Raw genomic sequence first — 13,371 nt, forward strand, 5'->3', positions numbered from 1 at the left:
ACAATCTACCCCCCCCCCTCCCCTCTCCCGACCGCCCGCCCGATTTTTCCCCCGCCGCCCCGGCCCGCTGCTGTGTGAACCGTTCATGCGATCCGGCGTTCCGTGGCGCGCGCCCGCCTGGGTGGTCCCGGCCGGATGGAACCGGGAACCCGGCGGGCGAACATCAGGAATCGGCGGCGGGGATCGCGCGTTCCACGGCCATCTGTACCAGTCCGCGGGCCTGTTCCTCGGTGAAGACGCCGGGCAGGGTGAGTCGCTCGAGGATCAGCCAGTTCAGGGCGAGGAACAGCAGCACGACGGTGTCCTCGTCGCCGGGCATCCCGAAGTCCAGGTGGTTACGGATATTGAAGTCGAGATCGGCGCGCACCCGCTCGGTGAGCAGGGCCTGTAGTTCGGGTCGCCGAGTGGCTTCCAATCGGAGTTCCAGCAGGGCCAGATAGCCGGTGCGGAAGCGGGTGACGCGCCCGACGACCTCGGTCATGAGCTCGGCGACGGTCTCGCGGGTGCGTGGTCCGTGCAGGGCGGCCATCGCCGATTCGTCGGGGATCAAGCGCTCGTAGTACCGGTGGCCCACCTGGACGAGTAGGTCGTCGCGGTTGCTGAAGTAGTTGGATGCCGTTCCGGCGGGTACTGCCGCCGCTTTGTCCACTGCGCGGAAGGTCAGGCCCCGGGCTCCGTCTCGGGCCAGGACCTCGATCGATGCGTCCAGCAACGCCTGGCGGCGTTCGGGATTCGTGCGGACCACTTGACACCACTCCATCTGTAGTACTACGGTTCAAACCACTTCGAACAGAGTACTACATCTGAGGCGGTAAGGGTGCGTAGCCCCCGCCGTCCCCTCGAAGGCCCGGTACGCACCGGTACACGAAAGGCGCAACAGATATGCGAAAGCAGCACGGCACCTATCCCATTCGCAACAACCAGCAGCGTTTCGTGGCTCGTCCGGCCCCTCCGCGGGTGGCCGCCGCCCGCAACGGAGGGTCCCGGACCGGCCGGCGTGGCCCCCGCTGAGGCGGGGTCGGAAGCCCGCCCGCAGCAGGAAACAACACCGGCGCGACCGGTACGTCTACAGAAGAGGACACCCCGCCCCATGCACGACGTGAATCTCTGGAGTGAAGAATTCGGCACCGCGACGGATACGCCGATCCTGTTGATCATGGGGTCGATGTCGCAGGGCATTCTGTGGCAGGACGAGTTCGTCGGCCGCCTCGTCGCCGGGGGTCGCCGGGTGATCCGGTACGACCACCGCGACACCGGCCGGTCGGACACCGTCGATTTCGCGGCGCATCCGTACACGTGGAGCGATATCAAGGACGACGTCTATCGCGTGCTGGACGCGCACGACCTGCGGAGCGCGCACCTGGTCTGCCACTCGGCGGGTGGGCTGCTCGGCCAGTTCATCGCCGTGGAGCGGCCGGAGCGGGTGCGCTCGCTGACCGTGATCGGTTCCTCGCCGCTCGGCGGCGGCGAAGGCATGGTCCTCATGCGAGCGCTGCTGGGGGAGCCGCAGCCCGAGGGGAGCCTGCCGGAGCCGACGCCGGAGTTCATCGCGTTCTACCGCGCGCTGATGGCTGCTGCGCCACCGGAAAACCGGCACGACCGGATCGACGGCATGGTCGCCGAGCAGCGCGTGCTGCACGGCACCGGGTTGCCATTCGAGGAGGACGCGGCCCGCCGGCTGCAGGAGCGCATCCACGACCGCGCCCGCGATCTGTCGGCCGTGGCCAACCATCGGCTGGCCGCGGCGGCGCAGCCGGATTTCGAACCGGTGGGCGTGCTACACCGCGTGCAGACGCCCACGCTGGTCGTCGAAGGCAGCCACGAGCCCGCCAAACCGGGCCACGGCGCGCTCATTGCCGAGCAGATCCCCGGGGCACGGCTGCTGATCGTGGCGGGTATGGGTCATACGCTGCCGGAGGAGGTACACGAGGAGTTGGCCGCGGCCGTGCTCGCGCACACGGAGGAATGAGGATCATCGGTTTTCGTCGGCCAATTCGGCGAGCAGTTCGATGGTGCGGTCCTGTTCGGCGGAGGTGCCGAAAGGGACCGCCATGAATTCGGTGACCCCGGCCTCGTCGAGCCGGGCCAATGCCCGCCTCACTCGTGTCTCGGTGCCCACGACCGCGATATCCCCGGGGCCGGCCACTCCTTCACGGTCGAGCGTCGCGCGATATTCCGGCACCTGGGTGGCGAGCGCGAACTGCTCGGAGACCCGGGCGCGGACATCGTCCTCCGCGTCGGTGAGGCATACCGGTAGGCCGGCGACGATCCGTGGCGCCGACCTACCGGCGCCTGCCGCTGCCGCGGTGATCCCCGGGACGATGTGCTCGGCCAGCACTCGGGGGCCTGTCATCCAGGTCGCCGTGCCGTCGGCGAGCTCTCCGGCCAGCCCGACCATCCGCGGTCCCATCGCCGCGACCAGGACAGATGGTGCGGGTACGGCGCCGGGGATCGTCACCGCGCCCACGGCGGTCAGTGTCTCGCCGTGGTGATCGACGGTTTCCCCGCGGAGCAGCGGACCGAGCACTGTCAGGTACTCCCGCATGCGTGCCGCCGGCCGATCCGCCGGTAGGCCGAGCATTCCCGTCACCATCGCGCCGATTCCCGCGCCCACGCCCAAGGTCAACCGTCCCGCCACCGCGGCCTGCACGGTCAACGCTTGTGCGGCGAGCATCATCGGGTGCCGCTGAGGTGTGGGGACCACCGACGTGCCTACTGCGATATCGAGGCCGGCGCCGACCGCGGCGAGAGTGGTCAGCGCGTCCCAGCCGAGTGCCTGACTCGCCCACGCGGTCGTGAATCCGGCGCTCGCCGCGGCGCGTGCCTGGATGGCGATGTCTTCCCATGTCGCGGGACCGCGAACCTCGCCGACGGCCACACTGATCTGCATTCTTCGGGTCTCCTCGGATGTGATCCAGATAAGTGGGGTGGTCACCCCATTTAATGGTCGGTACGATATGGGGTCCCCACCCCACTTGGCAAGAGGTGTTTGTAGATGGGCGAGAGTTCCGGGCACGCCGGTCGGCGGCGCGCCGATGCGCGCCGCAATCGAGACCGCTTGATCACCGCGGCGAGTGCGGTGCTCGCCGAGGACGGCGCCGGGGCCTCGCTGGAAGAGATCGCCCGCCGCGCAGGAGTCGGCTCTGCCACCCTCCATCGGCATTTCCCCCATCGCGCCCAACTGCTGGAGGCGGTGCTCCACGACCGGGTTCAGGCGTTGAGCGCGCGCGCCGAAGAGTTGCGGGCGGCATCGGATGCCGGTGCTGCACTCATGGACTGGCTACGTGACGTGGTGGCGCACGCGGCCGCCACGCGTGGGTTCGGGCCGGCGCTGACGGGCTACGAGTTCGCCGAGGGCTTCTCGCCCCACGCGGTCCTCCGGGATGCCGCCCGGGGGCTGCTCACCCGTGCCGGGCAGGAAGGTTCGGTCGCCCCCGCGGTGACGGTCGACGATGTACTGCAACTCGCCAACGGTATAGCGCTGGCCGCCGCATCGTCGCCGGAGCCGGCGCAGCGCGCGGACGCGTTGCTGACGCTCGTGGCCGAGGGTCTGTTGCGCTCCGGCCGGACCGGCTGAGAAGGTGCGGGCCCAGGGCGCCGGAAATTCCGGAGCCCGGTTACCCGAGCCGGCAGCGACGTAGCAATTCCTGCGCGATATCCACGGCGGCGCGGTGGCATTCGTCGTCGGAGAGCGGGAGATCGCCCATCATCGCCGTGCTCCAGCTGATCGCGAGCAGGGCCTGGCGGGCGTGGAACACATCGAGCGGATCCCGGGCGGGTTCGGTCATCAGATCCGCGAGCAGCCGGAACTGATAGCGCAGGCTCACCCCGACACCGAGTTCCCGGAACGCCGGCTGGTTCTCGTGCATGAACCGCACCATGTCGCGGCCCGTACTGTGCAGCAGCGCGCCGTACCGATCGAGGATCTCCTCGGCGCGGGCCCGGCCCGCGGGAGTGCCCTCGGCCCAGGTGGTAACCGCAGTCACATCTCGCGGCCCTGCCGCCGGGCGTGGCCCCGTTCACACTTCGAGGCCGGTCCTCACCTGGTGAAAGTCCCCGTTCGGCGGCTGATAGGCTGCTCGGCGTAAGACATCCTTTAACGGACCGTCCAGTGAGGCGGGGAAGGAGGTCGGTATGGCCGTGCCCGAAGAACGCGGTGCTGCCGAGGCGACGTCACCTCCCGAGCGGCACACCCCGGAATGGGTCGCGACAGGGCGCGAACTGCTCTCCGCCTCCGATGTCGGCCGCACCATCGCGCGGATCGCACACCAGATCATCGAACGCACCGCCCTGGATTCGGGCGATCCCGGCACGCCCCGGGTAGTGCTCATCGGTATCCCGACCCGCGGCACCACTCTCGCGCATCGGCTCACCGACAAGATCGAGGAATTCTCCGGAGTCCGGCCCGCGCTCGGTTCGCTCGACATCACGCTCTACCGCGACGATCTGCGCACCAAACCGCATCGTCCGCTGGAACGCACATCGGTCCCCGAAGGCGGAATCGAGGACGCGCTGGTCGTCCTCGTCGACGATGTGCTCTTCTCCGGACGCACGGTGCGCTCCGCGCTGGACGCGCTGCGGGATCTGGGCCGGCCGCGCGCCGTCCAGCTGGCGGTCCTGGTGGACCGGGGCCACCGCGAACTACCGATCCGTGCCGATTTCGTCGGCAAGAACGTGCCCACCGCGCGCACCGAGGACGTGTCGGTGCTGCTGTCCGAACACGACGGCCGCGACGGGGTTTTCCTGCATCAGGGGGAGGGACAGTGAGACATCTGCTGACGGTGACCGATCTGGATCGCGACACCGCCACCGAACTGCTCGACGAGGCCGAACGATTCGAACAGGCGCTGCTGGGCCGCGAAGTGCGCAAACTCCCCACTCTGCGCGGTCGCACGGTGATGACGGTGTTCTTCGAGAACTCCACCCGCACCCGGGTCTCCTTCGAGGTCGCGGGCAAATGGATGAGCGCCGACGTGATCAATGTGAGCGCGAGCAGCTCCTCGGTCGCCAAGGGGGAGTCGCTGCGCGATACCGCGCTCACCCTGCACGCCGCGGGTGCCGACGCGCTCATCGTGCGGCATCCCGCCTCCGGTGCGGCCCATCAGATCACCCGCTGGTTCGAGGACTGGTCGCGGCAGTCGGGCAGTTCGGTCCCCGCGGTGATCAATGCCGGTGACGGCACCCATCAGCACCCCACCCAGGCGCTGCTCGACGCCTTGACCCTGCGGCAGCGGCTCGGCGATATCGCCGGTAAACGGGTGGTGATCGTCGGCGATATCCTGCACAGCCGGGTAGCCCGGTCCAATGCGTTCCTGCTGTCCACGCTCGGGGCGGAGGTGGTGCTCGTCGCGCCGCGCACGCTGCTGCCGGTGGGCGTCGAGGGCTGGCCGGTGCGGGTCTCGACGGATCTGGATTCCGAACTGCCCGGCGCCGACGCCGTCCTCATGCTGCGGGTCCAGGCGGAGCGGATGAACGGCGGATTCTTCCCGTCGGCCCGCGAGTACTCGATCCGCTACGGCCTCTCGGAACGCCGGCTGGCGCTGCTCGACGAACAGGCGGTGGTGCTGCACCCCGGCCCGATGCTGCGCGGTATGGAGATCGCGTCGTCGGTGGCCGATTCGCCGCGCGCCGCCGTATTGCAACAGGTGACGAATGGAGTCCATATGCGGATGGCGGTGCTGTTCCGCCTCCTGGTCGGAGTGCAGGAGGCCGCGGCGTGAGCGAGTCGGGCCCGGAGGCGGCAGCGGAGCGTAACCACGGAGGCCCCCCGCGCGCGCCCGGAGGACACAGTGTGAACGATAACGTGCTGATCACCGGGGTGCGGCCCTACGGCGAGGGCGAGCCGGTGGATGTGCTGGTCGCCGGCGGCGTGATCCGGCAGATCGGCACCGGCCTGCAGGCCGAGGGCGCGGAGATCGTCGACGGTACCGGGCAGGTGCTGCTGCCCGGATTCGTGGATCTGCACACCCACCTGCGCGAACCCGGCCGCGAGGACACCGAGACCATCGAATCGGGGTCCGCCGCCGCGGCGCTGGGCGGCTACACCGCGGTCTTCGCCATGGCCAACACCTCGCCGGTCGCCGATACCCAGGTGGTCACCGACCATGTCTGGCGGCGCGGGCAGGAAGTCGGGCTGGTCGACGTGTACCCGGTGGGCGCGGTGACGGTCGGCCTGGCCGGCGCGCAGCTCGCCGAGATGGGCACCATGGCCACCGGCGCGGGCGCGGTGCGCATGTTCTCCGACGACGGGCACTGCGTGCACGACCCGCTCATCATGCGGCGCGCGCTGGAGTACGCCCGCTCGCTGGGCGTACTCATCGCGCAGCACGCGGAGGAGCCCCGGCTCACCTCCGGGGCGGTGGCGCACGAAGGACCGACCGCGGCCCGGCTGGGTCTGGCGGGGTGGCCGCGGGCCGCGGAGGAATCCATCGTCGCGCGTGACGCGCTGCTGGCCCGGGACGCGGGCGCACGGGTCCACATCTGCCACGCTTCCACAGCCGGCACCGTGGAATTGGTGAAATGGGCGAAAGCGCAAGGTATTTCGATCACGGCCGAGGTTACGCCACATCATCTGCTGCTGACCGACGCCCGCCTGGAAACCTATGATGCGGTGAACAAGGTGAATCCGCCGCTCCGCGAGGGCTCCGATACCGAGGCTTTGCGGCAGGCGCTGGCGGACGGCATCGTGGACTGTGTCGCCACCGATCACGCCCCGCACGCCGAACAGGACAAATGCTGCGAATTCGCCGCGGCGCGGCCCGGGATGCTGGGTTTGGAGACCGCGTTGTCCGTCGTGGTGGAGACCATGGTGCGGCCCGGTCTGCTGGACTGGCGCGGGGTCGCCCGGGTGATGAGCGAACGGCCCGCCGGGATCGTCGGCCTCGACGACCAGGGCCGCCCGATCGCCGAGGGCGAGCCCGCCAACCTGGTGCTGGTCGACCCGGAGGCCACCTGGACCGTGGAGGGCGGGGATCTCGCGAGTATCGCGAGCAACACCCCGTATCAGGCGATGACGCTGCCGGGACGGGTCACCACCACACTGCTGCGCGGCCGGATCACCGCGCGCGACGGGGTGGCCGCACCCGCGGGTGTACGAGTAGGAGAGCGCTGATGGAGCGGGCACTGTGGGTTATCGGCTGCGTTCTGCTGTGGGCGCTGTTCGTCTACCTGATGTACCGGGGCTGGCGTAACCGTGCCGCCCGGCAGGCCGACCGCATCGGCGACCTGCCCCCCGTACCGGAGGAGACGGGCGCGCAGGTCCTGGATCCGACCACCGGCCTCTACCTCGGCAGCACCATCGCGCCGAGCTGGCAGGACCGGATCGCGGTCGGTGACCTCGGCTTCCGCGCGACCGCGGAGCTCACCCGCTTCGAACACGGAATCTTGCTGGAACGGCAGGGTGCGTCCGCGATCTGGATTCCGGAGGAGTCCATCTCCGTGATCCGTACCGAACGTGGACACGCGGGCAAGGTCATGAGCGAGGGCGGAGTACTGGTCATCCGCTGGACGCTGCCGAGCGGGACCGAGATCGACACCGGGTTCCGCGGCGACGACAAAACGGTGTATCCGGCCTGGGCGCGGGCAACGACGGGAGACGACGAGAAATGACGACAACAACGGATGCGGCCCTGATTCTGGAAGACGGACGGGTCTTCCGCGGCACCGCCTACGGCGCGGTGGGCCAGACCCTCGGCGAAGCGGTGTTCTGCACCGCGATGACCGGATATCAGGAAACCCTCACCGACCCCAGTTATCACCGGCAGATCGTGGTGGCCACCGCCCCGCAGATCGGCAATACCGGCTGGAACGACGAGGACGACGAATCCCAGCAGATCTGGGTCGCGGGCTACGCGGTCCGCGATCCCGCGCGCCGCGCCTCGAACTGGCGGTCCAGCGGCACCCTGCCCGGACAGCTGGAACAGCAGAACATCGTCGGCATCGCCGGTATCGACACCCGCGCGGTGGTGCGGCATCTGCGCAGCCGCGGCTCGATGAAGGCGGGGATCTTCTCCGGCCCGGCGCTCGCCGATACCGAGGAACTGCTCGCCCGGGTCACCGGCCAGCCGTCCATGCTGGGCGCCGATCTCGCCGGTGAGGTCACTACCGACCGGATCTACACCGTGGAACCGGAAGGCACTCCCCGGTTCACCGTGGTCGCCGTCGACCTGGGGATCAAATCCAACACCCCGCGGATGTTCGCCGCGCGGGGCATGCGGGTGCATGTGGTCCCGTCCTCGACGAGCCTGGACAAGATCCTGGAACTGAAACCGGACGGCGCGTTCCTGTCCAACGGTCCGGGCGACCCGGCCACCGCCGATACCGCCGTCGCGCTGACCCAGGGCATCCTCGACAAAGGGCTGCCGCTGTTCGGTATCTGCTTCGGTAACCAGATCCTGGGCCGGGCGCTGGGTCGCGGCACCTACAAGATGAAATTCGGGCACCGGGGAATCAATATCCCGGTCATCGAACACGACACCGGCCGCATCTCCATCACCGCGCAGAACCACGGGTTCGCGCTGGAGGGAGAGCGCGGCGAGCAGTTCGACACCCCGTTCGGCAAAGCCGAGGTCAGCCACGTCTGCGCCAACGACGGTGTCGTGGAGGGGGTGCGCCTGATCGACGGCCGCGCCTTCTCCGTGCAATACCACCCGGAAGCGGCCGCCGGACCCCATGACGCCGCGTACTTGTTCGACCGGTTCTCCGGTCTTATGGAGGGAGCCTGATGCCACGCCGTACCGACCTCGAACATATTCTGGTCATCGGTTCGGGCCCGATCGTCATCGGTCAGGCGTGCGAATTCGACTACTCGGGCACCCAGGCGTGCCGGGTGCTGCGCGCCGAGGGGCTGCGCGTCTCGCTGGTCAACTCGAATCCGGCGACCATCATGACCGACCCGGAGTTCGCCGATTCCACCTATGTGGAGCCGATCACCCCGGAATTCGTCGAGAAGGTCATCGAGAAGGAACGTCCCGACGCGCTGCTGGCCACCCTCGGTGGGCAGACCGCGCTGAACACCGCGGTCGCGCTGCACGAGCGCGGGGTGCTGGAGAAGTACGGGGTCGAGCTGATCGGCGCCGATTTCGAGGCCATCCAGCGCGGTGAGGATCGGCAGAAATTCAAGGACATCGTGGCGCGGGTCGGCGGGGAGAGTGCCCGCTCCCGGGTCTGCTACACCATGGACGAGGTCCGCGACACCGTCGCGGAACTGGGCTTCCCGGTCGTGGTGCGGCCTTCGTTCACCATGGGCGGGCTCGGGTCCGGAATGGCCTACGACAATACCGATCTCGACCGGATCGCCGGTGGCGGCCTGGCCGCCTCGCCGACCGCGAACGTGCTGATCGAGGAGTCGATCCTCGGCTGGAAGGAATACGAACTCGAGCTGATGCGCGACGGGCGCGACAATGTCGTGATCGTCTGCTCGATCGAGAACGTGGACCCGATGGGTGTGCACACCGGCGACTCCATGACCGTCGCCCCAGCCCTCACCCTCACCGACCGCGAGTACCAGAAGATGCGTGATCTGGGTATCGCGATCCTGCGTGAGGTCGGGGTGGACACCGGCGGCTGCAATATCCAGTTCGCGGTGGATCCGGCCGACGGCCGGCTCATCGTCATCGAGATGAACCCGCGCGTCTCGCGGTCCTCGGCGCTGGCGTCCAAGGCCACCGGTTTCCCGATCGCCAAGATCGCGGCCAAACTGGCCATCGGTTACACGCTCGACGAGATCGTCAACGACATCACCAAGGAAACTCCGGCCTGTTTCGAACCCACCCTCGACTATGTCGTGGTGAAGGCGCCGAGGTTCGCGTTCGAGAAGTTCCCCGGCGCCGACCCCACTCTGACCACCACCATGAAATCGGTGGGCGAGGCCATGTCGCTGGGCCGCAATTTCGCCGAGGCGCTCGGTAAGGTGCTGCGCTCGCTGGAAACCAAAGCGGCCGGGTTCTGGACCGCCGCGGACGGCAGATGGGCACCGGCCTCCACGGATCAGGCCGATATCGACGCCGCGATCGCGGAGATCCTCGCGGATCTGCGCACCCCCACCGAGGGCCGGATCTACCAGGTGGAGCGCGCCCTGCGGTTCGGGGCGAGCATCGAGGACGTCGCCGCCGCCTCCGGGATCGACCCGTGGTTCGTCGCCGAGATCGCCGGACTGGTGGAGCTGCGCGCGGAACTGCTGGAGACCCCTGTCCTGGACGAATCGCTGCTGCGGCGGGCGAAGTACCACGGCCTCTCCGATCGCCAGATCGCCGCACTGCGGCCGGAACTGGCCGGTGAGAGCGGTGTGCGCGCCCTGCGGCACCGGCTCGGAGTGCGGCCGGTGTTCAAAACGGTCGATACCTGTGCCGCCGAATTCGAGGCCAAGACGCCGTATCACTATTCGGCCTACGAACTCGACCCCGCGGCGGAATCCGAGGTCGCCCCGCAGCCCGATCGCGACAAGGTGATCATCCTGGGGTCCGGGCCCAACCGTATCGGCCAGGGCATCGAATTCGACTACTCGTGCGTCCACGCAGCGCAGACGCTGTCGGCGGCCGGCTACGAGACCGTCATGGTCAACTGCAACCCGGAAACGGTGTCCACCGACTACGACACCGCCGACCGCCTCTACTTCGAACCCCTCACCTTCGAGGACGTGCTAGAGGTCTACCACGCCGAATCCGAGTCCGGCACGGTCGCCGGGGTCATCGTGCAGCTCGGCGGGCAGACCCCGCTGGGGCTCGCGGAACGGCTCACCGCCGCCGGGGTGCCGGTGGTCGGCACCACCGCCGCCGCCATCGATCTCGCCGAGGACCGCGGCGAATTCGGTGACCTCCTGATCGCCGCCGGGCTGCCCGCCCCCAAATACGGCACCGCCACCACTTTCGAGCAGGCCCGCAAGATCGCGGCCGATATCGGTTACCCGGTCCTGGTGCGCCCCTCGTACGTGCTGGGCGGTCGCGGCATGGAGATCGTCTACGACGAGCAGTCCCTCGAGGGCTATATCTCCCGGGCCACCGAACTCAGCCCCGAACATCCGGTGCTGGTGGACCGGTTCCTGGAAGACGCCATCGAAATCGACGTGGACGCGCTCTGCGACGGCCACGAGGTCTTCCTGGGCGGCGTCATGGAACATATCGAGGAGGCCGGTATCCACTCCGGTGACTCCGCCTGCGCGCTGCCGCCGATCACCCTGGGCCGCAGCGATATCGAGGCGGTGCGCCGCTCCACCGTCGCGCTGGCCAAGGGGATCGGCGTCAAAGGTCTGCTGAACGTGCAGTACGCGCTCAAGGACGATGTCCTCTACGTCCTCGAGGCCAACCCGCGCGCCAGCCGCACCGTCCCGTTCGTTTCCAAGGCCACCGCCGTACCGCTGGCCAAGGCGGCCGCGCGGATCATGCTCGGCACCACCATCGCCGAACTCCGCGCCGAGGGCATGCTGCCCGAGGGCGACGGCGGGCATGTCGCGCTGGACGCTCCGGTGGCGGTCAAGGAAGCGGTCCTGCCGTTCCACCGCTTCCGCAGGGCCGACGGGAGCCAGGTGGATTCGCTGCTCTCGCCGGAGATGAAATCCACCGGTGAGGTCATGGGAATCGACGCCGACTTCGGTACCGCGTTCGCCAAGAGCCAATCCGCGGCGTACGGATCGCTGCCCACCGAGGGCACCGTGTTCGTCTCCATCGCCAATCGCGACAAACGCGCCATGGTGTTCCCGGTGAAACGCCTGCACGATCTCGGCTTCCGTATCCTGGCCACCGCCGGAACCGCGGAAATGCTGCGCCGCAACGGGATCCCCTGCGAGCAGGTCCGTAAGCATTCGGATCCGGTCTCCCCGGCCGGCGGCAGCCACACGCCCCCGCAGCCGTCCATCGTGGACCAGATCCGCGACGGGGAGGTCGATATGGTCTTCAACACCCCCTACGGTAATTCCGGCCCCCGGGTGGACGGCTACGAGATCCGCAGCGCCGCGGTCGGGGTCAACATCCCCTGTATCACCACGGTCCAGGGCGCCGCGGCAGCCGTCCAGGGCATCGAGGCCAGTATCAACGGCGGGCTGGGCGTGCGGTCGCTGCAGGAACTGCACTCGGCGTTGCGCGGCTGAGGGCGCGGGCGATGACGACCACGACGTTCGGTGAGCGGCTGGCCGCCGCCATGAACACCCACGGGCCGATCTGTGTCGGGATCGATCCCCATCCCGCCCTCCTCACGGCCTGGGGTATGTCCGAGGACGCCGACGGGCTCGAGGCCTTCGCCGAGCGCTGCGTCGAAGCCTTCGACGGAACGGTGGCGGTGGTCAAACCGCAGGTCGCCTTCTTCGAGGCCTACGGCGCCGCGGGGATCGCGGTGCTCGAACGCACCATCGAGGTGCTGCGTGCCTCGGGCACCCTGGTCCTGGCCGACGCCAAACGCGGCGATATCGGCTCCACCATGGACGCCTACGCCCGCACCTGGCTCGCCGACGGCCCGCTGGGCGCGGACGCGGTCACCGTATCGCCCTACCTGGGCTTCGGCGCCCTCCGCCCGGCCCTGGAGCTGGCCCACGCCAACCACCGTGGCGTATTCGTCCTGGCCGCCACCTCCAATCCGGAAGCCGCCCAGATCCAGCAGGCGACGGTCGGCGGCCGCACCGTCGCGCAGACGGTGGTCGACGACGCCGCCCAGCTCAATCCGGCCGGGCAGCCGGGTTCGGTAGGGGTGGTGGTCGGCGCCACACTCACCGAGACCCCGGATCTCACCATGCTCAACGGGCCGATCCTGCTCCCCGGAGTCGGTGCGCAGGGCGGCACCGCGGAGAAGGTCCGGGCACTGCTGCCGCGTCCGCTGTGGCGGGCGGCGGTACCGAATGTGTCCCGGGATGTGCTCCGGGCGGGACCCTCGGTCGAAGCGCTGCGCAACCGGCTGGGGGAGTTCCAGGAGGAGTTCGCCTTCCTCCGGTGACGGGGTGTTCCGGTGCGACTCCGTACCGGTTGTCCCTCGCGGTCGGCCGCACACCGCTCCGCCGGGTGTGCGGGTTCGCGGGGTCCTCGCAGACCTGTCCGCCGAACACCTTCCGCCGGCCGCACGCGCTCGATACCGCGTTCGGTGCGGGTCGCGATTGCCGACGGTGAGGATCGCCGTCGTGGGTCGCCGCGGGGCATCACCCGGTATCGGCAGTGCCCGTCTGCCCGTGGCGACTGTCCGTCGGCCGTTTCGTGGATGGGGACCTCGGCCCGGCCCTGGATGTCGGGGTGGGACGGTGCTGGTCGGGCTTGCACGTGATGGGAGATGTGCGGGCTTGTTCGTGAAGGTGCTGTGTTTTTTGGCGGCGCCTGCGGCGCCGCGGGGTTGAGGCCCCCTTGGTCTCGCCGTTTCGGCCTCGAGACTCGCGCCTGCGGCGCATGCGCTTCGAGG

The 13,371-nt window shown here is 69.0% G+C and carries 12 protein-coding genes; 9 read left to right on the forward strand and 3 right to left on the reverse strand.

Going from position 1 to position 13,371, the window contains the following annotated elements; genetic code table 11:
• Positions 1-163: 163 nt before the first annotated feature.
• Positions 164-745, reverse strand: coding sequence for a TetR/AcrR family transcriptional regulator (locus tag ACLML9_RS23415; RefSeq protein WP_411947542.1), 582 nt, complete (start codon positions 743-745; stop codon positions 164-166).
• 345 nt (positions 746-1,090) lie between these two features.
• Between ACLML9_RS23415 and ACLML9_RS23420 the strand changes: the two genes are divergently transcribed.
• The gene (locus ACLML9_RS23420; RefSeq protein WP_411947543.1) at positions 1,091-1,969 is read left to right on the forward strand and encodes an alpha/beta fold hydrolase; all 879 of its coding nucleotides are present in this window, start codon (positions 1,091-1,093) and stop codon (positions 1,967-1,969) included.
• 3 nt (positions 1,970-1,972) lie between these two features.
• Here the strand turns inward: ACLML9_RS23420 and ACLML9_RS23425 are convergent, their stop codons facing one another.
• Positions 1,973-2,890, reverse strand: a complete 918-nt coding sequence (locus ACLML9_RS23425; RefSeq protein ID WP_411947544.1) for a TIGR03564 family F420-dependent LLM class oxidoreductase — start codon at positions 2,888-2,890, stop codon at positions 1,973-1,975.
• 105 nt (positions 2,891-2,995) lie between these two features.
• Here ACLML9_RS23425 and ACLML9_RS23430 point away from each other — a divergent pair, with 105 nt between their 5' ends.
• A complete protein-coding gene (locus tag ACLML9_RS23430) occupies positions 2,996-3,577 on the forward strand; it encodes a TetR/AcrR family transcriptional regulator (RefSeq protein WP_411947545.1) in 582 nt (193 codons plus the stop codon).
• 40 nt (positions 3,578-3,617) lie between these two features.
• On the opposite strand, the gene ACLML9_RS23435 is transcribed toward ACLML9_RS23430, so the two are convergent.
• Positions 3,618-3,986: a hypothetical protein gene (locus tag ACLML9_RS23435; RefSeq protein ID WP_411947546.1), complete on the reverse strand. Its 369-nt coding sequence runs from the start codon at positions 3,984-3,986 to the stop codon at positions 3,618-3,620.
• A gap of 148 nt (positions 3,987-4,134) precedes the next feature.
• On the opposite strand from ACLML9_RS23435, the gene pyrR reads away from it, so the two are divergent.
• The 7 genes from pyrR to pyrF all read left to right on the forward strand — a co-directional run bounded on the left by pyrR (position 4,135) and on the right by pyrF (position 12,918).
• On the forward strand, positions 4,135-4,767 hold the full coding sequence (gene pyrR, locus ACLML9_RS23440) for a bifunctional pyr operon transcriptional regulator/uracil phosphoribosyltransferase PyrR (RefSeq protein WP_030521484.1): 633 nt from the start codon (positions 4,135-4,137) through the stop codon (positions 4,765-4,767).
• Positions 4,764-5,720 carry an aspartate carbamoyltransferase catalytic subunit gene (locus tag ACLML9_RS23445; RefSeq protein WP_030521483.1) on the forward strand — a complete coding sequence of 319 codons (957 nt, stop codon included), beginning with the start codon at positions 4,764-4,766 and terminating at the stop codon, positions 5,718-5,720. The genes pyrR and ACLML9_RS23445 overlap by 4 nt, the downstream gene beginning before the upstream one ends.
• A 71-nt stretch (positions 5,721-5,791) precedes the next feature.
• Entirely contained in the window at positions 5,792-7,111 is a 1,320-nt protein-coding gene (locus ACLML9_RS23450; protein WP_411947547.1) for a dihydroorotase, read from the forward strand.
• Entirely contained in the window at positions 7,111-7,608 is a 498-nt protein-coding gene (locus tag ACLML9_RS23455) for a transporter (RefSeq protein WP_411947548.1), read from the forward strand. Before ACLML9_RS23450 ends, ACLML9_RS23455 begins: the two co-directional genes overlap by 1 nt.
• Positions 7,605-8,723 carry a glutamine-hydrolyzing carbamoyl-phosphate synthase small subunit gene (gene carA / locus ACLML9_RS23460; RefSeq protein WP_411947549.1) on the forward strand — a complete coding sequence of 373 codons (1,119 nt, stop codon included), beginning with the start codon at positions 7,605-7,607 and terminating at the stop codon, positions 8,721-8,723. Before ACLML9_RS23455 ends, carA begins: the two co-directional genes overlap by 4 nt.
• Positions 8,723-12,082: a carbamoyl-phosphate synthase large subunit gene (carB, locus tag ACLML9_RS23465; RefSeq protein ID WP_411947550.1), complete on the forward strand. Its 3,360-nt coding sequence runs from the start codon at positions 8,723-8,725 to the stop codon at positions 12,080-12,082. The genes carA and carB overlap by 1 nt, the downstream gene beginning before the upstream one ends.
• An 11-nt stretch (positions 12,083-12,093) precedes the next feature.
• Positions 12,094-12,918 (forward strand): orotidine-5'-phosphate decarboxylase, encoded by an 825-nt coding sequence (gene pyrF, locus ACLML9_RS23470; protein WP_411947551.1) that lies wholly within the window; start codon positions 12,094-12,096, stop codon positions 12,916-12,918.
• Positions 12,919-13,371: the final 453 nt, after the last annotated feature.

The organism is Nocardia sp. NPDC002869 (assembly GCF_046764065.1).
Lineage (GTDB): Bacteria > Actinomycetota > Actinomycetes > Mycobacteriales > Mycobacteriaceae > Nocardia > Nocardia rhamnosiphila.

Excerpts from the sequence above, each read along its gene's own strand:
- ACLML9_RS23420 (WP_411947543.1), top strand. The coding sequence starts at position 1,091 with ATGCACGACGTGAATCTCTGGAGTGAAGAATTCGGCACCGCGACGGAT.
- ACLML9_RS23425 (WP_411947544.1), bottom strand. The coding sequence starts at position 2,890 with ATGCAGATCAGTGTGGCCGTCGGCGAGGTTCGCGGTCCCGCGACATGG.
- ACLML9_RS23430 (WP_411947545.1), top strand. The coding sequence starts at position 2,996 with ATGGGCGAGAGTTCCGGGCACGCCGGTCGGCGGCGCGCCGATGCGCGC.
- pyrR (WP_030521484.1), top strand. The coding sequence starts at position 4,135 with ATGGCCGTGCCCGAAGAACGCGGTGCTGCCGAGGCGACGTCACCTCCC.
- ACLML9_RS23455 (WP_411947548.1), top strand. The coding sequence starts at position 7,111 with ATGGAGCGGGCACTGTGGGTTATCGGCTGCGTTCTGCTGTGGGCGCTG.
- carA (WP_411947549.1), top strand. The coding sequence starts at position 7,605 with ATGACGACAACAACGGATGCGGCCCTGATTCTGGAAGACGGACGGGTC.
- carB (WP_411947550.1), top strand. The coding sequence starts at position 8,723 with ATGCCACGCCGTACCGACCTCGAACATATTCTGGTCATCGGTTCGGGC.
- pyrF (WP_411947551.1), top strand. The coding sequence starts at position 12,094 with ATGACGACCACGACGTTCGGTGAGCGGCTGGCCGCCGCCATGAACACC.